Source organism: Duganella sp. Leaf61, assembly GCF_001421905.1.
In the GTDB taxonomy this organism is placed as follows: Bacteria; Pseudomonadota; Gammaproteobacteria; order Burkholderiales; family Burkholderiaceae_D; genus Rugamonas; species Rugamonas zoogloeoides.
The window spans coordinates 332,339-354,875 of the sequence record NZ_LMLM01000012.1 but is presented as its reverse complement, the minus strand read 5'-3'; the positions used below and the strand labels follow the sequence as shown (position 1 = coordinate 354,875).

At 62.0% G+C, this 22,537-nt stretch carries 18 protein-coding genes, 1 tRNA gene and 1 pseudogene; 9 read left to right on the top strand and 11 right to left on the bottom strand.

Annotated features, from left to right (window positions below):
- Positions 1–13 precede the first annotated feature (13 nt).
- From ASF04_RS10620 to ASF04_RS10600, 5 genes and pseudogenes are all read left to right on the top strand, one after another.
- Complete coding sequence (locus ASF04_RS10620) at positions 14–1,468, top strand: efflux transporter outer membrane subunit (protein ID WP_056140956.1); 1,455 nt, start codon at positions 14–16, stop codon at positions 1,466–1,468.
- A 42-nt stretch (positions 1,469–1,510) separates the two neighbouring features.
- Positions 1,511–3,214 carry a DNA mismatch repair protein MutT gene (locus ASF04_RS10615; RefSeq protein WP_056140954.1) on the top strand — a complete coding sequence of 568 codons (1,704 nt, stop codon included), beginning with the start codon at positions 1,511–1,513 and terminating at the stop codon, positions 3,212–3,214.
- Between the two features lie 151 nt (positions 3,215–3,365).
- Entirely contained in the window at positions 3,366–4,040 is a 675-nt protein-coding gene (locus ASF04_RS10610) for a hypothetical protein (protein ID WP_056141942.1), read from the top strand.
- Between the two features lie 105 nt (positions 4,041–4,145).
- Complete coding sequence (locus ASF04_RS10605) at positions 4,146–4,856, top strand: BON domain-containing protein (protein ID WP_056140951.1); 711 nt, start codon at positions 4,146–4,148, stop codon at positions 4,854–4,856.
- Positions 4,857–4,978: 122 nt separating this feature from the next.
- Positions 4,979–5,425: pseudogene (locus ASF04_RS10600) on the top strand (MFS transporter); the annotation flags it as partial.
- Between the two features lie 39 nt (positions 5,426–5,464).
- Here ASF04_RS10600 and ASF04_RS10595 read toward each other — a convergent pair.
- The 11 genes from ASF04_RS10595 to ASF04_RS10545 all read right to left on the bottom strand — a co-directional run bounded on the left by ASF04_RS10595 (position 5,465) and on the right by ASF04_RS10545 (position 18,124).
- Positions 5,465–7,576: a S9 family peptidase gene (locus ASF04_RS10595; RefSeq protein ID WP_056140948.1), complete on the bottom strand. Its 2,112-nt coding sequence runs from the start codon at positions 7,574–7,576 to the stop codon at positions 5,465–5,467.
- Between the two features lie 86 nt (positions 7,577–7,662).
- Positions 7,663–8,436, bottom strand: a complete 774-nt coding sequence (locus ASF04_RS10590; RefSeq protein ID WP_056140944.1) for an ABC transporter substrate-binding protein — start codon at positions 8,434–8,436, stop codon at positions 7,663–7,665.
- 64 nt (positions 8,437–8,500) lie between these two features.
- Complete coding sequence (locus ASF04_RS10585; protein ID WP_056140940.1) at positions 8,501–9,235, bottom strand: MGMT family protein; 735 nt, start codon at positions 9,233–9,235, stop codon at positions 8,501–8,503.
- On the bottom strand, positions 9,225–11,309 hold the full coding sequence (locus ASF04_RS10580) for a peptidase domain-containing ABC transporter (RefSeq protein WP_255360917.1): 2,085 nt from the start codon (positions 11,307–11,309) through the stop codon (positions 9,225–9,227). Before ASF04_RS10580 ends, ASF04_RS10585 begins: the two co-directional genes overlap by 11 nt.
- Positions 11,310–11,381: 72 nt before the next feature.
- Positions 11,382–12,305 carry a TraB/GumN family protein gene (locus ASF04_RS10575; RefSeq protein ID WP_082488678.1) on the bottom strand — a complete coding sequence of 308 codons (924 nt, stop codon included), beginning with the start codon at positions 12,303–12,305 and terminating at the stop codon, positions 11,382–11,384.
- Between the two features lie 291 nt (positions 12,306–12,596).
- Complete coding sequence (locus ASF04_RS10570) at positions 12,597–12,983, bottom strand: hypothetical protein (RefSeq protein ID WP_056140932.1); 387 nt, start codon at positions 12,981–12,983, stop codon at positions 12,597–12,599.
- Between the two features lie 75 nt (positions 12,984–13,058).
- Entirely contained in the window at positions 13,059–14,228 is a 1,170-nt protein-coding gene (locus ASF04_RS10565; RefSeq protein ID WP_056140929.1) for an HlyD family secretion protein, read from the bottom strand.
- A gap of 450 nt (positions 14,229–14,678) precedes the next feature.
- A tRNA-Lys gene (locus ASF04_RS10560) sits at positions 14,679–14,754 on the bottom strand.
- Positions 14,755–14,853: 99 nt separating this feature from the next.
- Positions 14,854–16,629 (bottom strand): GspE/PulE family protein, encoded by a 1,776-nt coding sequence (locus ASF04_RS10555; RefSeq protein ID WP_056140926.1) that lies wholly within the window; start codon positions 16,627–16,629, stop codon positions 14,854–14,856.
- Positions 16,630–16,686: 57 nt separating this feature from the next.
- On the bottom strand, positions 16,687–17,472 hold the full coding sequence (locus ASF04_RS10550) for a spermidine synthase (RefSeq protein ID WP_056140923.1): 786 nt from the start codon (positions 17,470–17,472) through the stop codon (positions 16,687–16,689).
- Positions 17,473–17,599: 127 nt separating this feature from the next.
- The gene (locus tag ASF04_RS10545) at positions 17,600–18,124 is read right to left on the bottom strand and encodes a glycine zipper 2TM domain-containing protein (protein ID WP_056140920.1); all 525 of its coding nucleotides are present in this window, start codon (positions 18,122–18,124) and stop codon (positions 17,600–17,602) included.
- Positions 18,125–18,577: 453 nt separating this feature from the next.
- Here ASF04_RS10545 and ASF04_RS10540 point away from each other — a divergent pair, with 453 nt between their 5' ends.
- The 4 genes from ASF04_RS10540 to ASF04_RS10525 all read left to right on the top strand — a co-directional run bounded on the left by ASF04_RS10540 (position 18,578) and on the right by ASF04_RS10525 (position 22,431).
- Positions 18,578–18,964 (top strand): barstar family protein, encoded by a 387-nt coding sequence (locus tag ASF04_RS10540; protein WP_019922933.1) that lies wholly within the window; start codon positions 18,578–18,580, stop codon positions 18,962–18,964.
- Between the two features lie 124 nt (positions 18,965–19,088).
- Positions 19,089–19,697, top strand: coding sequence for a phosphoribosylglycinamide formyltransferase (gene purN, locus ASF04_RS10535; RefSeq protein ID WP_056140917.1), 609 nt, complete (start codon positions 19,089–19,091; stop codon positions 19,695–19,697).
- A gap of 45 nt (positions 19,698–19,742) precedes the next feature.
- Positions 19,743–21,044 carry an RsmB/NOP family class I SAM-dependent RNA methyltransferase gene (locus ASF04_RS10530; protein ID WP_056140915.1) on the top strand — a complete coding sequence of 434 codons (1,302 nt, stop codon included), beginning with the start codon at positions 19,743–19,745 and terminating at the stop codon, positions 21,042–21,044.
- A gap of 73 nt (positions 21,045–21,117) precedes the next feature.
- Positions 21,118–22,431, top strand: a complete 1,314-nt coding sequence (locus tag ASF04_RS10525; protein ID WP_019922930.1) for a mechanosensitive ion channel family protein — start codon at positions 21,118–21,120, stop codon at positions 22,429–22,431.
- Positions 22,432–22,537: the final 106 nt, after the last annotated feature.

The following is a 22,537-nucleotide window of genomic DNA, read 5'->3' as shown; positions in this document are numbered from 1 at the left end:
GTGAGGTAATACCATGTTCAATTCAGCTTTGCAGCGCATCGCGCTCGCTGTTGCCATTACCGCGGCGCTCTCCGGCTGCGCCACCGTCGGCGCCGATTTCGGCACGCCGGAAAACGTCAAGGATGCGTCGTTCCGCCACCTGCCGCAAGCCGGCAGCACGGCTGCGCACTTGCCGGCGCAGTGGTGGACCGTGTTCAACGATCCGGTCCTGAACCGCCTGGAAGAGCGCGCGCTGCGCGACAACCCGAGCGTGAAAGCGGCGGGTCAGCGCCTGGTGCAGGCGCAGGAGCAGGCCGGCCTGTCGCGCGCCAGCCAGCGGCCGTCGGTGGGCGTGAGCGCGTCGGTGGCAAACTCGCGCACCTCGGCCGAAACGTCGCAGGGGATCGCGCTGGGCGGCCGTTCGATCAAGGGTAACAACTACGCGGTCGGCGCCAATTTCTCGTATGAGCTCGACCTGCTGGGCCGCGTGCGCCGCATGGTGGAAGCGTCCGATGCGCAGGCGCTGGCGGCCGAAGCGGACCGCGACGGCGTACTGCTGATGCTGTCCTCGCAACTGGCCACCGCTTACTGGCAACTGCGCGGGCTGGACGCCGAAATGGCGATCCTCAACGGCGCACTGGGCACCCGCCAGGAGAGCGAACAGCTGGTCACCGCGCGTTTCGACGCCGGCCTGTCGAACGAACTGGACGTCTCGCGCGCCCGCATCGAACTGGCCAACGCCAAGGCCGACCTGCACGAAGTGCAGCGCCAGCGCAACCTGGTCGAGCACCAGCTGGCCACGCTGGTGGGCGCCTCGCCGTCGGCGCTGCTCACTGCCGCTACCGCTACGCCGGCGGTGCTGCCGGCGCCACCGGCGATTCCGGTCGGCCTGCCGGCCAGCCTGCTGTCGCAGCGCCCGGACCTGGCCGCCAGCGTGGCGACCCTGCGCGCGGCCAATGCGCAGATCGGCGTGGCCGAAGGTGCGTTCTATCCGTCGGTGTCGCTGACTGGTAACTTCGGCTATGCGTCCGAAGCGCTGCGCAACATCGGCGAGAGCGGCGCGCGCCAGTTCAGCGTGGGACCGCTGGCGCTGTCGCTGCCGATCTTCGACGGTGGCCGCAACCAGGCCAACCTGGCGATCGCCAGGTCGCGCTACGACGAGGCGGTGGCCAACCACGAAACCAGGCTGCTGACGGCGCTGCGCGAAGTGGAAGACGCGTTGTCCGACGTGCAGGAACGCCAGCTGCAGGGCGAAGCGCAATCGGCCTCGCAGACGGCCGCCGCGCGCGGCTACCTGGTGGCGCGGGCGCGCTACGAGCGTGGCGTCTCGACGTATCTCGACGTGACCGATGCCCAGCGCAGCGCGCTGGCGGCCGATCGGGCGGCGGTGCAGATCAATACCCAGCGCTTGCTCGCGACCGTGGCAGTGGCACGGTCGCTCGGCGCCGGCTGGCAGCCTTCGGCGCAGTTGGCTGCTGTGGCGAAGTAAGCGCTGGATTACAATACGAACCTCACACCACCCGAGGTTCGTATGAAAAAAATCCTGCTCCCGCTGGCGCTGGTCCTGGCTGTTGCCTCCACCGTCCACGCCGCACCGGCCACCATCGCCGACCTGAACAAGATGAGCCAGCGCTACGCCCCCGTGGCGCTCACCGCCGACACCAGCAAGCTGTCGGCCGGCGACAAGCAGGCCATCGTCAAGCTGATCGGAGCGGCCAAGATCATCGACGTGCTGCAACTGCGCCAGCGCTGGTCCGGCAACGAGGCCCTGTGGGCCGCGCTGAAAAAGGACACCACGCCGCTGGGCAAGGCGCGCCTCGATTACTTCTGGCTTAACAAGGGGCCTTGGTCCATCCTCGACGACCACCAGTCGTTCCTGCCCGCGCAAATCGGCGGCATCAAGATCCCGGCCAAAAAGCCCGAAGGCGGCAGCTTCTATCCCGACGACGCCAGCAAGGCCCAGCTCGATACCTGGATGAACGCCTTGCCAGCCATCGACAAGTCGCAGGCGCAGTGGTTCTTCACGGCGATCCGCCGCAATGCCGGCGGCCAGTTCACCACCGTGCCGTACTCGGTGGAGTACCAGCCGGAACTGGAAAAAGCCGCCGCACTGCTCAAGCAGGCCGCTGCCGCCACCGACAACGCGTCGCTTAAAAAATTCCTCGACCTGCGCGCCGATGCTTTCCTCAGCAACGACTATCTCGCTTCCGATTTCGCCTGGATGGATCTCGATTCGCCGGTGGACGTCACCATCGGCCCGTACGAAACCTATAACGACGAACTGTTCGGCTACAAGGCCGCGTTCGAGGCGTACGTGAATATCCGCGACCAGAAAGAGACGCAAAAGCTCGACTTCTTCGCCCAGCACATGCAGGAGCTGGAAGACAGCCTGCCGATCGACGCCCAGTACCGCAACCCCAAGGTGGGCGCGATCGCGCCGATGGTGGTGGTCAACCAGGTGTATGGCGCCGGCGACGGCAATATGGGCGTGCAGACCGCCGCCTACAACCTGCCCAACGACGAGCGCATCATCAGCCAGCGCGGATCCAAGCGCGTGATGCTCAAGAATGTGCAGGAAGCGAAATTCAAATCGACGCTCACGCCGATTTCGAAACTGGTGCTGCGGGCTGCCGACCAGAAGGACGTCGATTTCGACTCGTTCTTCACCCACATCCTGGCGCACGAAATCACCCACGGCCTCGGTCCCCACGCCACCACCATCGACGGCAAGGCCTCGACGCCGCGCCAGGATCTGAAGGAAGCCTACTCCACCATCGAGGAAGCCAAAGCCGACATCACCGGCTTGTACGTGCTTGACGTGATGATGGGCAAAGGCCAGCTGAAAGGCATCCTGGGGCAGGGCGAGGCGGCCGAGCGCAAGCTGTACACGACGTTCCTGGCATCGGCCTTCCGCACGCTGCACTTCGGCCTGACCGATTCGCACGCGCGCGGCATGGCAATCCAGGTCAACTACCTGCTCGACAAGGGCGGTTTTGTGTCGCATGGCGACGGTACGTTCTCGGTGGACTTTGCCAGGATCAAGGACGCGGTCAAGGAACTTGATCGCGAGTTCCTGATGATCGAAGCGACCGGCGATTACGCGCGCGCCAAGGAGATGATGGCCAAGTACGTGGTGATCCGTCCCGACGTGCAAAAGGCGCTCGACAAGATGAAGTCGGTGCCGAACGACATCCGTCCGCAGTTCAAGACCGCCAACAGCCTGCTGTCGAAGTAAGGACGACGGGGTTCCGCAACGTGCGGAATCCCGCTTTAAAACCTCAAGCATTCAACTTTGCCTACGTAATAATTTACTGTTGTAAGACCTTCCACAAAGCAATAATTATTGCGGTCACCGTGCTACAGTTTTGATCAAGGAAATCGCCACCATGATCAAGCGCACACTCATCCCTCTCCTGATGTTGTCTTGCAGCCCGGCCTTAGCCGCCGAGCTGACCTCGATGGAAACCCGTTGGCTGACGGCGGGTTTATCCGTGATCAATTACGCCAAGCATGACCTCAAGCTGCCGGTCGATATCACCGTGCAGCCGCAGGCGCGCGCCAGCGATGTGCCGGTGGCCGTGGGCTACCACGATGGCCGCTGCAAGCTGGTGCTGTCCCTGCGCGGCAATCCGCAAGCGGAAGACATCCTTGGCAGCGTGCCCGAAGCGCGGCGCGCTTTGATGATCGAAGCCATGTTCGCCCACGAGATCGCCCACTGCTGGCGCTATGCGCAGGGCGCCTGGCACCAGACGCCGTCCGGCTTCGCCCACGGCGGTGCGCAGCCCGCCCAATCGCTGCAACAGACCCGGCGCGAGGAAGGCTTTGCCGATCTGGTGGCGCTGGCGTGGACTCAGCAGCGCCATCCCGAGCACTATGCCGACGTGGCTGCCTGGATGCGGCAGGTGCGCGCGCCGGCATCGGCGGCGGTGGCCTCCGTCGAATCGCATGGCACCATGGCGTGGCTGCAACTGGCCAGGACTGGTGATGCTTTCAACAGCCGGTTGCCGTTGTTCGAGCAGGCGGGTAGCTTGTGGCGCAAGGGGCTTGCAAACGGGGAGTAGTTGCGAACTCGTCACCATGTCATTTTTGTACGGTTCCGCACAGAGAAAAGGGCGGCCGCGCGGTTTAATGTGTCCATCAACCACCACAACACAGAGGGACATATCATGAACAAGCTGCTCTTCCTGGTACTGGCTAGCGCCACCAGCATGACTTTCGCTGCTACCCCAAAACAAGATACCGTCGCCTACAAAGCCGCCGCCGACCGCGCCGAAGCCAGCTACAAATCCGCCAAAGCCGCTTGCGATGCGCAATCGGGCAACGCCAAGGATATCTGCGAAGAACAAGCCAAGCTGGACCAAAAGCAGGCTGAACTCGACGCCACCACCAAGTACAAGAACGACAAGAATTCGCTGGAAAAAGCCCGCATCGCCGTGGCGGACGCCCGCTATGACCTCGACGAAGAAAAATGCGATGCCATGACCGGCAACGGCAAAGACAGCTGCAAGAGCACCGCCAAGATGCAGCAAACCGCTGCCATCAACGATGCCAAGGCTGGCAAGCAAGCCGCCGACATCGCCCAGACTGGCGTTGATTGCAACAACCTGACCGGCGGCGACAAGGTGAGCTGCGAAGCCCGTTCGAAAACCGCACTGGCCAAGGACGCTGTGGCCGATTCCGTCATCACCACCAAGATCAAAACCGGCCTGATGGCCGAGCCTTCGCTCAAATCGCTGGACGTCAAAGTGGAAACCAACAACGGTAAAGTGTCGCTGAGTGGTTTCGTGCCATCGCAAGCTGAAGCCGACAAGGCTGCCAACGTCGCCCGCAGCGTCAAAGGCGTGCATGACGTGCAAAACTCGCTGCGCGTGAAGTAATCCGCACCGTGTAGCGTGAACGGGGGCCGGTACATCCGGCCCTTTGTTTTGCTTTTATTCATTATGATCATCATTTAAACTGGCTGCGAGCATGCCGCCGGCGCGCACGCACGTTCGAGGTCATGGTGTTCGCACTCCGTTTTTCCCGCTGGCTGCAGCAGCGCGGCTGGCATTATTCTTGGGTGATCGTCACCGTCACCTTTCTGACCGCGCTGACGTCATCGGCTGCGGTCGGGCTGCCCGGCGCGCTGTTGCAACCGCCGTCGCGCGAGTTCGGCTGGGATGTCGAGCAGATTTCGTCGGCACTGGCGATTCGCTTCGTGCTGTTCGGCCTGATGGGGCCGTTCGCGGCGATCCTGATGGAGCGCTTCGGCCTGCGCGCGGTGGTGGTGACCGCGTTGTCGCTGGTGGTCGGCGTGCTCACGGCCAGTTCGGCTACCGGGCAGTTGATCTTCCTGCCGGTGGGGGCATGGCTGATCGAGCACTTCGGCTGGCGCCTGGCGGTGCTGCCGGTGTTCGTGGCGTGTGCGCTGGTGGCGCTGCTGGTGTGGCCCTTCATGCGCAACCGGCTCAAGCCGGCGTAACGCCTGGTAGCGTGCGTCCCGAAGTCAGTTCAGGTACTTGGCCAGCCAGCCGTGCACTTCGTTGTAGAAGTAGCGGCTGTTTTCGCCCTTGAGGATCCAGTGATTCTCTTCCGGGAAGACCAGCAGTTTGCTCGGCACGTTCAGGCGCTGCTGGGTGGCAAAGTTCATCAGTGCGTTGTTGGCAGGTACGCGGTAATCGAGTTCCCCCACCGAGATCAGGATTGGCGTGGTGAAGCCGGTGCCCTTGGCGTGGTTCCCGCCTTGCATCACCGGGCTCTGGTCGCGCCACACGGGCAGGTTTTCCCAGACCGGACCACCGCTGTTGACTTCACGGCCGTAAATGCTGTCGCTGGTCCCCCACTGCATGATCAGGTCCATCTCGCCTGCATGCGAGACGATGGCTTTATAACGCGTGGTGGTCGCCTGCAGCCAGTTGGCCAGGTGGCCGCCGTAGCTGGCGCCACCAGCAGCGAGTTTGGCGCCGTCGATGTAGCTGTATTTTTTGACCGCTTCGTCCACCGCCTCGTTCAGCTCCTCGGCCGGACCTTTTAAAGGATCGCCCTGGATCGCGCGCGCGAATTCTTCGCCGTAGCCGGTCGAACCCTTGTAGTCGGTGAGCAGCACCACGTAGCCGGGCTTGGCCAGCAGGTGGTAGTTCCAGCGCAGTACGAACTGGTCGCGCCACATATTGGCGGCGCCGCCGTGGATCACAGAGAACAGCGGATATTTTTTGGCCGGGTCGAAGTTGGCCGGCTTGATGATCATGTTGTGGATCATGCGCCCATCCTTGGACTTGAACCAGAAGTGCTCGGGCGCCTGCCAGTCGATGGCCGCCGCGCGTTCGACGTTGAACGACGTCAGGCGCTTCGGTGTACCGTTGAACGAATACACCTCCGGTGGATTGATGGCCGATTCCCACACGCCCACTACGGCCTTGCCGCCAGCGTTGAAAGAAGCGATGGCGCCGGTGGCGGGCGAATTCTCCGCGCGCAGGTCGCTGCCGTCGTACTTGATCGAGTGCAGTTGCTCGAGGCCCGCGTGCTCGTAGCTGAACACGATGCGGTTCGTGCCATCGGGCAGGGCGAAGCGCGAAATCGAGCGGTCGAGCGACGAGGTCAGGATTTTTGGCGCCGGGTTGGTCACCGGCCAGGCCAGGCTGGCCAGGCGCGAGACGTCATACACCTTGCCCGGCGCTTCTTCCTCGGTCAGCGCAAACAGGGTTTTGCCATCGCGGCTGAACTTGAGCGCCTTGTAACTGTGTTTGTCCTGGGTGAGCTGCTGTGCCTCGCCGCCGGCTGCCGGCAGCGCGAAGATTTGCGTGTAGCCGGACGCGCGCGCCGCCTCGTCGCGGTTGGTGGAGGCCGAGAAAACGATGGTCTTGCCGTCTTGCGACCAGATGGCGTCGAGCGACTGGCCCTCGTCGCCTTGGCCGCCGCCGAAGCCCGGCATTTGCGCCAGCCTGGTGCCAGCCAGTACATCGCGTGGCTGGGCGCCGACGGCGGCATCCATCACGAACAGGCGCACTTTTTTATCGTCGAGCCATTTGTCGAAGAAGCGCGGCGGGAAGGTCTCGTAGGCGCGCACGTTGTACTTGCGGTCCTTGCGTTCCTTGGCGATGCGCTTGTTGTCTTCCTCGCTGGCCGCGCCGGGAAAGACGTCGCTGACGAACAGCAGTTGCTTGCCGTCGGGGCTGAACTTGGGTGTGCGTGCGCCGAGGGTAAGGGTGGTAAGGCGCTGGGCTTCGCCGCCGCCGGCGATGTCGATGCGGTAGATCTGGCCGGCGTCGTCGCCTTCGCGCTTGGCGGTAAACACCAGTTGGCGGCTGTCGGGCGACCAGTTGACGGCGCCTTCGCCGCCCTTGCTGAAGGTGAGGCGGCGCGGTGCGCTGTCGTCATTGAGCGACTTGATCCACAGGTCCGACCATTGTTCCTTGCTGTCGTAGGCCGGATCGGTGACGGAAAACACCGCCCACTTGCCGTCCGGGCTGACGGTCGGAGCGCCCACGCGCTTCATCAGCCACACGTCTTCGTGGGTGATGGCGCGCTTGGCGGCCGGCGCTTCGGCCGCCGCCTGTGACGGGCCGGCGAGCACGGTGGCAAGGGTAAAGGCAAGAACGGAAAGTCGCGGTATGGTCATCAAAACAGTCGCCCAATAAAAAGTTAAAAAGCGATAGTGACCAATACTGCCGGGGCTGTCAATTCGGGCTTGTCATCGTGCGGCGGCTACTCCCATTTTTTGACGATGCGCGCCAGTTCGCCGGTGTGCTCCATCTGCTCCAGCGCGCGCCGCACGCGTGCCACCACCGCTGCATCGACATGCTTGCCGATGGCGATATAGGTGGGGTTCTCGTACATCACGTGCGGCAGCACCTTGACCTTGTCGGTCATGCCGGTGCGTGCGATCAGTGTCTTGAGTCCCGGATTACGGTGCAGGAAAACCCGGCCGCGCCGCGCCACCAGCATTTGCAGGTTGATGGCCGGATCGGTGGCGCTGGCGTTGATCTGCAGGCCGCCCAGCTGCTTCAGGTAATCCGAGGTGGTGAAGCCCCGGTTGACCAGCACCACACCGCGCTCGCCGAGCGCGCGCAGGTCGTCCCAGCTGTTGACCACCAGTTGGTCGTCTGCGCGCGCCACCAGCAGGTACTGGAACTGGATAATGACAGGATCGAGGAATACCAGTTGCCGCTCGCGCTCCGGCGAGCGCTGGATGGCGCACGCCACGTCGTCCTGGCGCGTGGTGACTTCCGACACGGCGCGGATCAGCGGCAGCCATTGCTGGTCGCCCGCGAACACCAGTCCCGGGTCGATGCGCTCGATGGTGCGGAAGATGTCGATGCACAGGCCGATCACGCGGCCGTTGCCGCCGTCGATGAACTTCGGCTCGGTGCCGGTCTGCGCGGCCACGCGCAGCGTGACGATGTTTTGCGCCTGGCTGCCTGCCGCCAGCAGCAGGCAGCAGAGCAACAGCACTGGCAAGGAGCGAACTGCGCGGCGCATGGCATTTCCAGGCATATCGTTTATAAAATATTGATCGGTGCTGAATTTTGGCGCGGGGCCCAGGTCAGCCCTGCCACAGAAAACGGCTTAGATCGACCGCGCCATCCGATGGTACACCTTCGGCGGCCAGCATGCCTGCCTGCTGCGGCAGCGCCGCCAGCAATTGCCCGCGTCCGTCGACGATACGGTGCAGCGGCAGCCCGGCGTCCAGGTTGCGCCTGATGTAGCCGGGCAGGGCGCGCACGAAGCTGTCATCGACGCCGATGGCCATGGTCACATCACGGTAGCGCACCACGCGACCTGCAGGAATGGTCGCAACAAAGTCGCTGAATTTTTGCTGCACCGATGCCGGCAGCGGTGAGTAACGCCCCGGAATGAGCGAGACGGCATCGCCCGTGCGCAGCGTGCCGCCATGGACCACCACGCCGAGGATGCCGCGCCGCCCGACCATGGCCGCCAGGTTGCCGACCAGCGGCGCGATGCGCTGGCACGGTTCGCAGTGCATGGTGAGCCGGATTTCGACGGCGCCACTGACGATGGCGCTGCCGGGGCGGAAGTCCTCAGGCACCGCGCCCTCGATCACCAGGTTTTCGTACAGCGTGCCCGGCGCCAGTCCCAGCGCGTCGAGTTCAGAGGCCAGCGTGACCAGCACCTGGCGCGGGCTGAGCTTGTGGGCGTGGATGTCGCCGGCGATGCCGAACCGGGCAACCAGCGCCAGTGCCTCGACAGCACGCATGGGCTCGTTGCGGGCCGGTTTGACGAACAGCCGTTCGATGCGTGGTTGCGTATCAGGCGGCATGGGTATCTAACTGTCTGAAATCCTGTTCTATTGTGCCATGGTTAAGCCACACGACGCGTCCGCACATGGCGATCGTCTCGGGCCTGTGAGCGACGGAAATGCGGGTGATGTCGAGCGCCCGTATCGACTGGTTGACCATGCGCTCGCGCTCCACGTCGAGATGGCTGGTCGCCTCGTCCAGCACCAGCACTTTGGGAGACTTGTACAGCGCCCGCGCCAGCAGTACCCGCTGCTTTTGTCCACCTGATAAAGTGGTACCCATATCGCCCGCCAGCGTGTGGTAGCCCATCGGCATGGCGGCGATGTCGTCGTGGATGGCGGCCAGCCTGGCGCATGCCTGGATGCGATCCTGATCCGCGTGGGAATCAAAAAAACTGATGTTGTCGGACAGTGAGCCCGATAACAATTGATCGTCTTGCATGACCACCGCCATGGCCTGGCGATATGCGCGATGGCCCAGGGCCTGGATCGGCATGCCACCGTAGCGTATTTCACCTTCGGACGGTGACAGCACGCCCAGGATCAGCTTGACCAGCGTAGTTTTTCCGCAACCAGACGGTCCCACCAGCGCCACCGATTCACCGGGTTCGATCACCAGGTCGAGATGCCTGACCACCCAGGGCTCGCCTTGCCCGTAGCGGAAGCTGACGTTGATCAATTCGATGCGCGACTGCAGCTGGGTTGCGTCGGCCTCATGCTGGGTGTCTTCTTCGGCGGTTTCCAGCACGATGTCGGCCAAACGTTCGGCGTGCAGCGACAGCATGCGGAACGAAAAAAACTTGTCGATCAACGAGGCAAGGCGGCTGGTGAACTGTCCGCTGTAGGACGTGAAGGCGAATAGCATGCCCACCGTGAACGCGCCGTCCATCACCATGTGTGCGCCCAGCCAGAACAGCAACAGTCCCTGGATGCCGAACAGACCGGTGTTGGCGATGCCGAACCAGAGCATGAACTTTTGGGTGCGCACGCTGCGGTTGACCGAGTCGACCTTGAGATTGAGCCAGCGGCTTTGACGATCCAGCTCGCGCCCGAACAGTTTGATTGCCTGTACCGCGCGAATGCTTTCCAGGAAACAGCTTTGCTCTTTGGCGGACAGGATCAGGCTTTCCTGGCTCGCTGCCCGCAATGGGCGATACGACAAGCTGCGCAACATGGCATACAGCAGCACGGCCAACACCACCACCAGTGTCAGTTTCGGGCTGTATAGCAGCATCATGGCCAGCGTTGCGATCGCCATCAGGCCGTCGAGCATGGCCTCGATAAAGCCGGTGGTCAGCGTCTGCTGGATAGCGCCGATCGAGCCGAAGCGTGAGACAATGTCGCCCAGGTGTCGTTTTTCATACCACGCTACCGGCAGCCGCAACATGTGCCGGAATACGTTGGTGGTCCATTGCAAATTGAGGTGCGTCGCGAGGTACATCACCGTCCAGCCCCGCGCCAACGAAATCGACGTCTGAATCACCAGCATCAGAACGAAGCCGATCACCAGCACGTTCAGCAGGTCGCGGTCAGCCGAGGCGAGCGCCTCGTCCACCACCCATTGGTTGAACATGGGCGAAATCAGGCTGAATACTTCCAGTGCCAAGGCCATCGCCATGACCAGTCCCAGCGATTTCCACAGTCCCTCCACCTTGCCCATCAGGCCGTGCAGGGATACCCGCCGCGCCTCGTCGGCTACGGTGAACTGCATGGTCGGGGTCAGTTCGAGTGCGACGCCGGTAAAATGTTTGCCCACTTCGGCGAACGCCACCTTGCGCACGCCGACCGACGGATCGTGGATGACGATCCCTTTTTGTTCCACCTTTTGCAGCACCACGAAATGGTTCAGGTTCCAATGCAATATGCAGGGCAGCTTGAGGCTCGACAGTTCGTCCACCTCGAGCCGCAAAGGGCGCGAGAACAGATTCAGATCGTTGGCGTAACGCACCAGTTGAGCGAGATTGCTGCCTTTGAGCGATAGCGAAAATCGCGCGCGCAATGCCGACAAATCGGTAAGAAAGCCGTGGTGGCCGGCGATCATGGCCAGGCAGGCAAGGCCGCACTCTGCGGCCTCGGTCTGGATGATTACCGGCATGCGCCGGGCGAAAAATTCCAGTCGTCCGAGACTGGCTTCAACAGCGGATTTATTCATCGCAAGCTCACTGGCTCAATCGTGTCCACGCTGTGCCTCGTCCACCGACGTCAGTTTCTCGACCTTTACCCCGCGCTCCCGCAGTCTGGCCACGACACCGAGCGGGCCACCCAAATGACCAGCACCGATCGCCACCACGCTGCATTTTTGATGCGCGAGAGCGTCGTGTTCGATATTGTTGACCATCGCGATGTTACGCTCTCCGTAAAACAGTTTCTCGAAAATGGCAAGCAGCCTGGGGTCGCTCGCCATAGCCTGCTGTGCGCGCCGCTGCGCCGCCTCGGCATCGGTCGTGGCGTCGTAGGCGTGGATCATGTTTTCCGAATAGGATGCCGCGCACTCCGGGCAGTGCAGTATCTTCAATGTGCCGGCGACGTAATAGCGCCATTCATCCTCCGTCAGGCGCGCAAAGGCCGCAGGAACGGCGTCGCTGCTTTCGATGGTGAGCAGTTGCTGGCCGTGCGCCACCGCCGCCGACCGGATCGCGGCGTCGAGCGATTGCTGCGGCGTGAGTCGCAGCGTGAAATCACGCATGGCCGGCATATTCATCGTCAGCAGACTTGCCACGGCATAGGGCGAAATGTCGTCGATCGCTCCGCCCTTGGCCAGATACCACTGCAGTTGATTCTTGCTTTGGTCGTACAGCGCGTCACCGAGACGGTCGCGCAAGCGCTGGCCCGGCGGATTGCCAAACACCGCCTGGGCAACGCGCTGCGCGCCTGGAATATCGCCGGCGTCGTCTTCCATGCAGATGCTGCCGGTTTCTTTAAGTAGCGCGTTAATCTCTTTTGTTCGCGATGGATCCATGATGCCAATATGCATGGACCCGATCAGTAAAATGCTGTGACCATCTTTAGTGAGACGCATGAGCGGAAAGTCGAGCGCCCGGCAACTGCCAGTCAGGAAGAATAAACCAAGAATGATAATTATTTTTCTCATCAACTATTCCTCTATTATTTCCCCGCGATTTTTTCACAGATCAGCGCAGTGGCGGAGGCGCCAATCGAACCACACAATGCAATTATGGTCGCGGAGAATAAATTGAAATTCCCGAGATAATAAGTGAGAGCTAACGCAAAGATCCAACAGACAAAAAATACTGAGATAAAAAATATCAGTATATTTTTTTTGCTTTTCATGGTGATGGTTCCCGTGGTGAACCCGCGCCCGTCCGCAATGATCGTACGCGTCCGGGCGCTGGCGTCATGGTTACAAGTAACTTTTGATCGATTAGCGCAGCGCCTGTCTCAGGTAGTTGGAGGTATATACGCCCACCCCTGTGGCCGCCACACCGCCCAGGTACGCGCAGGGACGCGCCGCCACCGCCACCGCTTCCGGCGCGGCCGGGCCCGATACGATGGCGGTAATGCCAACGCAAGCGCCCGTGACCACGGCGCCTGCGCCGATGCCGGCGGCGGCACTGATGTAACCGGCGGCATTGTCGGCAAAGTTTTCGTAACGGGCCGCTTGTACGTCCGCCCTGGTGGCAGTGATCGTCACCACCTGCATGTCGCCACCACCACCACCCTCGCCACCGCCGCCACCGCCATCGTTGCTCTCCATTTCTTCTTCGCCACCAGCGACCGCGAACAGCTCTTCATTTGTTATCAAACGCATTTTGTGCTATTCCTCTATCTGGTTGATTGAACATTCCGATGGAATGGCCTGGTACCACCGTGCGGGGTGTTGACGTCACCCTGCACGGCCTTTCGCGACACTGATCAACGGGTCCATCACCCAGTCGATCAGTCGTCGGCGATCCTGGCGGATGTCCGCATCCAGCGTCATCCCCGCCCTGAATAATTGCTGCTTGTTGTATGCCCACACCGACTGCCGGTCCAGCTTGACGACGATCCGGTATACCGGTTCGGCGTCCGCCGCGGCGGCAGCGACCATGCCGGTTCCCTCAGCGATCGGGCTCTGCTCCACGCGTATCACGGTCCCTTCGACCTGGCCGAATTTTTGGTATGGGAAGGCGGCAAGCCTGAGTAATACGGTTTGTCCCTGTTCCAGAAAACCGATCGCATGCGATGGCGCCAGCAGGTGCGCCTCCAGCGTACTGCTGGCGGGTATCACGCTGGCCAGGGAAGCGCCCAGATTGACGGTTTGCCCGGCTTCCGCCGTCAACGCAGTGATAACACCGTCGGCCGGGGACAGCACCTGTACCGGACTATGTCCCTGGTGCTCTGCAGACTCCTGGTCCAGCGAGGCAAGTGTGCGTTCAGTCTGCCCGGCGTTGAGGCGAATTTGGCCAGCAACCTGGCTGGCATCCTCCTGCGCCTGCATCAACTCCCCTGTGGCCACTAGTTTGGTCCGCTCCAGGGTTTGCTTGCGTGCCAGTTGATCTGTACGGTCGTTTTCATAGGGTGTCAACTGGAACTCCGATACGAAACCTTGGCTGCGAAGCAAGCGATACCGGTCCAGCGTTTTTTCCGCGGTCGCAATGCGATCCTGTTGTAGCCGCAGTTCCTGGTCCAGGCGTGTCAGTTCTTCCTGGATCAGCAGGCGCTTGGCGCGTAGTGCGTGTTCATGCTGCTGTAGTTGCTGGGTCTGTAGTATCCGCTCCTGGTTCAACAGGTCGCGCCGGGCGGCCAGCGACACGTCGATACGGGTGTCGATGCCCCCGCCCTGGGCGTCGCGTTCGGATGATAATTCGTAGATGACCTGGCCAGCTTTGACGGTGTCACCATCGTTTACCGGGCGGTTCAGAACACGGCCGAACTGGGGCGCCACCGCCTTGATCACGCCGGCAGTCGGCACCAGTTGTCCGCTTACCCGCACTTTGCGCGTGTACTCTCCCACCGTTAAATAACCGAGCAGCATCACGGTCACGACTGCCGCAAATGCGGCCGCCAGCCGCATCGAAACTGGGACGTAACAGAATAATCGTGCCGGCCCAATGCGTGCTGCGGGCGTCAAGCGCCTCGTGCCTGAATAACAATGTGCTCATGCACCGTCTCCCGCGACAGGCGCAGCCGAAAAAATAATGCTGTTTTTCAGCTTGATTATCCGAAGAGTTATTCTCAATCCCGGGATCGCTATTGGCGTCATTTGCATAAACTCTACGTTCAAAGGCCTGGGTTTTCAGGGGAGCGTACCCGTTCGGTATCGATCAAATTCGTAGCTGATTATTCCATGCAAAAAAAATCATATCAATTTTTAAATGCGTACATTACCAATTTGTAATCAAGGGAAAGCAGCCTCGAAAAAAGGGGGCGCGGACGAGATAACACGGGGAGAAGGGAAATTTGGACGCAAAAAAAGGCTAGCAAGCTGACGCTTGTAACCTTGATCTGTACTGCTGAAATTCGGTGGTAGGCCGTGCGGGATTCGAACCTGCGACCAACGGATTAAAAGTCCGCTGCTCTACCAGCTGAGCTAACGACCCCCGAAAGAGGCCGTATTATATACAGCTCGACGGTTGGTGCCAAGGAGTTTTTTCGACGGCGCGTCAAGTTGGATTCCCGCCTGCGCGGGAGTGACGGCTTTACGTCTTCGCAGAAGTCAACGCCGCGGTGGCCTTCAGCACCTCGTCCGCTGTCGTCACGCCTTCGGCGATCTTGAGCGCGCCCGCGATGCGCAGCGGTTTCATGCCGTCGGCAACGGCCTGGCGCCGCAGCGCGTGGACGTCGGTTTCTTCGCGGATCTGTTCGCCGAATTGTTGGGTCACCGTCATCAGTTCGTACAGGCCGGTCCGGCCACGGTAGCCGGTTTGCCGGCACTCGGCGCAGCCCACGGCGCGGTAGATGGCGGCCGGCTTGGGCATGTGCCAGGCGCCGCCCAGGCTGTGCCACAGGTCGTCGGCCAGTTCGCCGTCGGGCGCCTTGCAGTTCTCGCACAGCGTGCGCACCAGGCGCTGCGCCATGATGCCGATCAGCGTGGCCTCCAGCAGGTAGTAGGGCACGCCCAGTTCCAGCAGCCGCATTACGGCCGACGGCGCGTCGTTGGTGTGCAGCGTGGACAGCACCAGGTGGCCGGTGAGCGCGGCCTGGATCGCCATCTCGGCTGTGGCCAGGTCGCGGATCTCGCCGACCATGATGATGTCCGGGTCTTGCCGCATCAGCGCGCGCACGCCGTCGGCAAACGTCAGGTCGATGGCGGGATGCACCTGCATCTGGTTGAAGGCCGGTTCCACCATCTCGATCGGGTCTTCCACCGTGCACACGTTGACTTCGGACGTGGCCAGCGCCTTGAGCGTGGTGTACAAGGTGGTGGTCTTGCCCGAGCCGGTGGGGCCTGTCACCAGGATGATGCCGTGCGGGCGGCGCGTGAGGCTGTCCCAGCGCGCGGCGTCGTCGACCGGGAAGCCCAGCTCCGGCAGGGTTTTCACCACCACGTCGGGATCGAAAATACGCATCACCAGTTTTTCGCCGAAGGCGGTGGGCAACGTGGACAGGCGCAGTTCCACTTCCTGGCCGCCGGCGGTACGGGTCTTGATGCGGCCGTCCTGCGGGCGGCGTTTTTCGATCACGTCCATGCGCCCCAGCAGCTTGATGCGCGCGGTCATGGCAATCATGACCACCGCCGGCACCTGGTACACCTGGTGCAGCACGCCGTCGATGCGGAAACGGATCGATGCCATGTCGCGCTTGGGTTCGAGGTGGATGTCGGAGGCGCGCTGTTCGAACGCGTACTGCCATAGCCAGTCGACGATGTTGATCACGTGCTGGTCGTTGGCATCGACCTGCTTGCTGGCCTTGCCCAGTTCCACCAGTTGTTCGAAGTTGTTGCGCAGCGCCAGTTCGTTGCTGTTGCTCTTGTTGGCCTTCTTGATCGACTTGGCCAGGCTGAAGAACTGCGTGGTGTACTGGGCGATGTCGAGCGGGTTGGCGATCACGCGGCGGATGGCCCGGCGCGACAGCCGCGCAATTTCCGCTTCCCACTCGGTGGCGTTGGGGTCCGAGGTGGCCACCACCAGCACGTCCGGCGTCAGTTCGACGGGCAGGATGTGGAAGCGCGCCGCGTAGCTGGCGGACATGACGTCGGCCACCTTGGTGAAATCGATCTTGAGCGGGTCGATGCGGATGAAGGGCAACTGGTGACGGTGCGCCATCCACTCGCACAAGGCGTCGAGCGTGAGCAGCTTGTGCGGCGGCTGGGCCGAGAGCAGCTTGCCATGCGCTACCGCGCACAGCGGGTGCATGGGGCTGTTCTTCATGATGGCCTGGCTGTGGGCGTGGAGCGTATTGATCTCGCTCTTGCGCACCATGCCGTCGGCCAGCAGCCAGTTATAGATGTCTTGCAGATCGAGCGGTGCGGCCATGCGAAGCTCCCACTGTCTCGGCGCCGGACCGTTCCGGCGCCGCTGCTGCTTGTTGCGTTACCTGGTCAGGCTGGCGGCAATGCCCTTGACCCACGACTTGGCCGGCAGCTTGGTGTTGGCCAGGATCTGCGCGGCGCGCGCGGTGAGCGCCTCGAGGTCGATGGCGCGCTGGCGCTTGAAGGCGATCGCCACGACGTTGCCATCATGGACCTCCGGCAGGCAAATCACTTGCGCGAACGCGAACTTGATGGCCTTGATGTTGCGCGCATAGCTCGGGTGGTCGCCGAACAGGTTCACCGTCATGATGCCATCATCGCTCAGGCAGCGGTTGCACGCCTGGTAGAACTCGGCGGTGTCGAGCACCGGGCCGCGCGCGGTGGCGTCGTACAGGTCCACTTGCAGGGCGTCGATGGTGCCGGCGTTGGCCTCGTCGTTGACGAAATCGAGTGCGTCCATTTCCAGCACGCGCAGGCGGGCGTCGTTCGGCGGCAGCTTGAACATCGACTCGCAAATGGCGATCACCGATGGATTGAGTTCCACCGCCGTAATCGTCGCGTCCGGGAAGGTGGTATAGCTGAACTTGGTCAGGGTCGCCGTACCCAGGCCCAACTGGGCCAGGTGGCGCGGCTGTTCCTGCCACAGCATGGCGGCCATCATCTGCTGCGCGTATTCGAGTTCGGGCCAGTTTGGTTTGCGGATACGCATCGCGCCTTGCACCCATTCCGTACCGAAATGCAGATAACGCACACCGTCCTGCTCGGACAGCGTGACCGGTGCAAACTTGGGCTTGCGCGCCGGGCGGGAGGATTCTTCTTTTTCGATGGATTTACGTTTGATCAGCATTGGGCAGGTGGGGGCGGGAGTGAACCGGCATTATCCCGCGTGGGCGCGGCCAGCGGCAAGCCGTAAACGACAATGCCGGCCACGGGGGCCGGCATTATTTCGGTACAGAACAACGCTTGGTGGACGATTAGCGCTGCATCGGCTCGATGGCAACGCGCAGGCGCAGGCGTTCGCCCGGGTCGTACGACATGACGTCGGTGTAGTTGCGGCCGCGATATTCGTAGGTGACCTGGTAGCCGGAAGTGCGCGATTCCCAATGATCGACCGTGCGGCACTGCTTGACTTGCTGCTCCTGGTAGCCGCCGCTGTTGGGAACGTTCGAGTTCTCGGTACGGTCGCCGATCACCGCGCCGGCAATGGCGCCGGCAGCGGTGGCTGCCGAGCGGCCGCTGCCGCCGCCCACCTGGTTACCGGCCAGGCCGCCGATCAGGCCGCCAATGATGGCGCCGCCGACGCCGCGCTGTGGCGGCGGTTGCTGGACTTGCACGTATTCGGTACGGCATTCCTGGCGCGGACGGTTGATCTGCTCGACCTGCGGCGTTACGCGCACCACGCGGCCGTAATCTTCGAAATCGGCGGCGCTGGCAACTTGTGCGAGCGGCAGGGCGCTGACGCAGAGGGCTGCCGCGATCAATTTGGTGTGCAGGCTCATGTTTGATACCTCGTGTTGTTTGACTGTCGGGGGTGCGTGTCAGGTAGTCTGAGACGCGTGATTGTATGGTAGTCCGGTTGGCGCTTCGGGGCCAGTGGCCAACTGGTATCTGTGGCAACAAATTGTAACAGCGGGACAGAAACGCCACCGCCGGCGAATCCTGACAAATGTGCCGATTTCGTCTTAAAACCCCCTCAGAATGTTCCAGTTTTAACAAATATTGCGCCACGAATCAACTTCGTGTTGATCTGGGAGGAACAACACGTTACCCTAATAAGCGTATGGGATTCAAAAACATGTTGAATCGACCACGGTTGGCACTGACCCGCCGGCCGTGTTAAGTGGACAGGTGCTCAAATTATTTACTCATTAATTCACAAGCTAGGCACTCTCGACAACAAAGTGGACACACCGTACATACCTGGTCAGATCGAGGGAAACGAGACGTTGTTGATGACCGTGCCCGCCAACCTGGTGCAGTCGATCCGCGCTTTCCGCGTGGTCGAATTGCAGGAGGAGGCGGCGCGCCTCGGCCATCACTTCCTGTATGCGCACCCGCTCGCCGGTGCCACCAAGCAGCAAGTGCTGGGCCTGATCGCCGAATCGTTCCAGTTTCCCAAGGGCATAGGCAAGAATTTCGACGGTCTGCGCGAAACGCTGACTACCACCATGGCCGCTGCCGGCCACCAGGAGGGTTTCCTGGTCGTGCTCGAACAATTGCCGAATGCCCAAAAATTTGACAAGGAAGCACGGGAAACCCTGCTTGACGTCTTCCGCGATGCTGCCGATTATTGGGCCGAAAAGCAGGTCCCGTTCCGCGTGTTCTACTCGTTCGAGTAGGCCGCAAACCATCCTCCGTTGCCACTGATGCGCCGGGGCTGAGTCCTGCTGCGCTGCAGCATAATCGTCGCTAACCTCGGCATTTTCTGGTCCGCTTGGTGTGGACAAGGTACAATGTCGGCCTATGAAAAACATCGTCATCCTTATTTCAGGTCGCGGAAGCAACATGGAAGCGATCGTGCGCGCGGCCCAGGCCGAGCGTTGGCCGGCCCGCATTGCCGCCGTGATCAGCAACCGTGCCGACGCCGGCGGGCTCGAATTTGCCGCCGCGCATGGCATTGCTGTAGCCGTGGTCTCGAACAAGGATTACGCCAGCCGCGAAGCGTTCGACGCCGCCCTGCAAACCGTCATCGATGGCTACGCGCCCGACCTGGTGGTGCTGGCCGGCTTCATGCGCATCCTGACGCCGGGCTTCGTGGACCATTACGCGGGCCGCATGCTCAATATCCACCCGTCGCTGCTGCCGCTGTTCCCGGGCCTGCACACCCATGCGCAGGCGCTGGCGGCTGGCGTGACCGAACACGGCGCGACCGTGCATTTTGTCACTGCCGAGCTCGATCATGGCCCGGCCGTCGCGCAAGCGCGGGTACCGGTATTGCCCGGGGATACGCCCGACACCCTGTCGGCGCGGGTGCTGGTACAGGAACACAAGCTTTACCCGCAGGCCGTGCGCGATTTCGTGGATGGCAAGCTGACGATGGCGCAAGAACATACCCAGGTCCTCGAACACTGATCGCAGACCGCTGAAACACAGCAGAAATATTAACCAAGGATTTCCATGAGATTGCCTCCAGCGATACTCGCCAACGCCGAAGAAGTGTTGCGCGAGATTTTGCGCTTTGCCGCGCCAGCCGATACTACCCTGTCGCGCTATTTCAAAGACCACCCGCGCCTGGGCGGCCGCGAACGCGGCGCCGTGGCCGAGTGCGTGTACAACGTGCTGCGCAACAAATCGTTTTATACCGATTTCTCCGAAGCAGGCGGCGGTGCCACCATGCGTCGCCTGACCCTGCTGGGCATGGCCGACGCGGTCGGTGTCGAGTCGCTCGGTGGCCTGACCGACGATGAAGTGCAGTGGGTCGAGCGCATTCTGCAAATCGACCGCAAGGTGATGCACAAGTCGAGCCGTTCGAACATGCCAAAGTGGCTGTTCGACAAGCTGGTCGCCCAAATGGGCGAAGAAGAAACCCTGCTGCTGGCTGACGGCATGAACCAGCCGGCGCCGCTGGACCTGCGCGTGAATGCCATCAAGGCCAATCGCGACGACGTCATCGCCACCCTGGCCGAAGCGCCGATCCGCGCCACGCCAACGCCGTTCGCGCCGCTGGGCCTGCGCGTGCTGCAAAAGCCGCAGCTGCAAAACCTGCCGCTGTTCAAGGACGGCCATATCGAAGTGCAAGATGAAGGCAGCCAGATCCTGTCGGCCGTGGTCGGCGCCAAGCGCGGCGAGATGGTGGTGGACTTTTGCGCCGGCGCCGGCGGCAAGACGCTGGCCCTGGGCGCCACCATGCGCAATACCGGCCGCCTGTATGCGTTCGACGTCTCCGAAAAACGCCTGGCCAAGCTCAAGCCGCGCCTGGCGCGCAGCGGCCTGTCCAATGTGCACCCGGTGCTGATCGCGCACGAGCGCGATGCCAAGATCAAGCGCCTGGCCGGCAAGATCGACCGCGTGCTGGTCGATGCCCCGTGCTCGGGTCTCGGTACCCTGCGCCGCAATCCGGACGTCAAATGGCGCCAGCAGGAAAGCGCTGTCGCTGAAATGCAGACCAAGCAGGCCGCGATCCTGGACGGCGCCGCGCGCCTGCTCAAGGGCGGTGGCCGCCTGGTGTACGCCACCTGCAGCTTCCTCGACGAAGAGAACGACTTCATCGCCAACCAGTTCCTGGCAGCCCACCCGGACTTCGAACTGGTACCGATGAGCAAAGTGCTGGCCGAACAGAAGATCGACCTGGAAATGGGCGACTTCCTGAAACTGCTGCCGCACAAGCACCAGACCGACGGCTTCTTTGCTGCCGTGTTCGAGCGCAAGCCGATGGCCAGGAAGGCCGCACCGGTACAGGAAGAAGCAGAAGAAGAGTAACCGCAGTAACCAGCACGGCCGGGCAGGGCACAGTCCCTGTCCGGACCATTCCCGCACGACCTAAGACTTGACGATGACCCCACAACAGCCGCTCCTCAAACTGATCGACGATATCACCGGCGACTTCAAGAATATTTTGCTGGTGTGGCAGCTGGGCGCCATCGTCGCTTCCATCGTGCTGGGCTGGACCTTGGCCACCATGCTGCGCACCCGTTTCGGTCGCAACGAAAGCCAGGGCAATATGGCACGCTTCGGTGTCGAAAGCTTCGGCAGGGTGATGGGGCCGCTGGCCATCATGTGCCTGCTGTGGCTGTCGCGCCTGGTGCTGCGCCAGTACATGCCGCATACCAACCTGGTCAACGTGGCGATGCCGATCTTCGGCGCGCTGGCGGCGATCCGGTTTACCTTCTACGTGCTGCGCCGCGTGTTCGCGCGCCACCGCGAGATCAGCCCTGGCATGGTCTCGTTCGAAAAGCTGTTCCAGTTGCTGGTGTGGGCTGCCTACGTGCTCTACATCACCGGCATGTGGGACGAAGTGTTTTATTTCCTCGACCACACGGTGCTGCCGCTCGGTAAGTACAAGGTCTCGATTGCCGACATCCTGCAAGCGGCCATCTCGGTGGTGGTGCTCTTGATGCTGGCGCTGTGGGCCGGCACCGCGCTCGAAGAATGGCTGATGAAAATGCAGGGCATGCACACCAACCTGCGGGTGGTGGTGTCGCGTACTGCGCGCGCCGTGCTGATCCTCGTGGCTGTGCTGTTGAGCTTGTCGCTGGTGGGAATCGATCTCACCGTGCTGTCGGTGTTTGGCGGCGCGCTTGGCGTCGGTCTCGGTCTCGGCCTGCAAAAGATCGCCAGCAACTACGTGTCCGGTTTCGTGATCCTGCTCGACCGCAGTCTTACCATCGGCGATATGATCACGGTGGACAAGTACAGCGGGCGCGTTACGCAGATCAACACGCGCTACACGGTGTTGCAGGGTCTCGACGGCATGGAATCGATCGTGCCAAACGAGATGCTGGTATCGGGCGCGGTGCAGAATTCGTCGTTGTCGAACAGCATGGTCAATATTTCCACCAAGGTGTCGGTGGCCTACGAGACCGATGTCGACATGGTGCTCAAGCTGCTCGAAGATGCGGCGCGCACCGTGCCGCGCGTGTTGCAGGACAAGGGGCCGTCGGCCACCCTGGTCGGCTTTGGCGTCGATGGACTCGACTTGCAACTGAGTTTCTGGATCAACGATCCGGAAAAAGGGCGGGGTGGCGTGACGTCCGACGTCAACCGCGCGATCTGGCGCGCGCTCAAGGACAACCACGTGCTGGTGCCATTCCCGGCGCGCGAAATGCGCGTGCCCGGCCAGCCACCCGAGCATGATACCCAGGGCTGATCCGGCATTAAGCACGAGCGTGCTGAAAACTTAGGCATGGACCGCACGGGCCTATCGTCAAAAGGTCCTCAAATCATCGTACAATGGCGTGCTGTGCATAAGACAG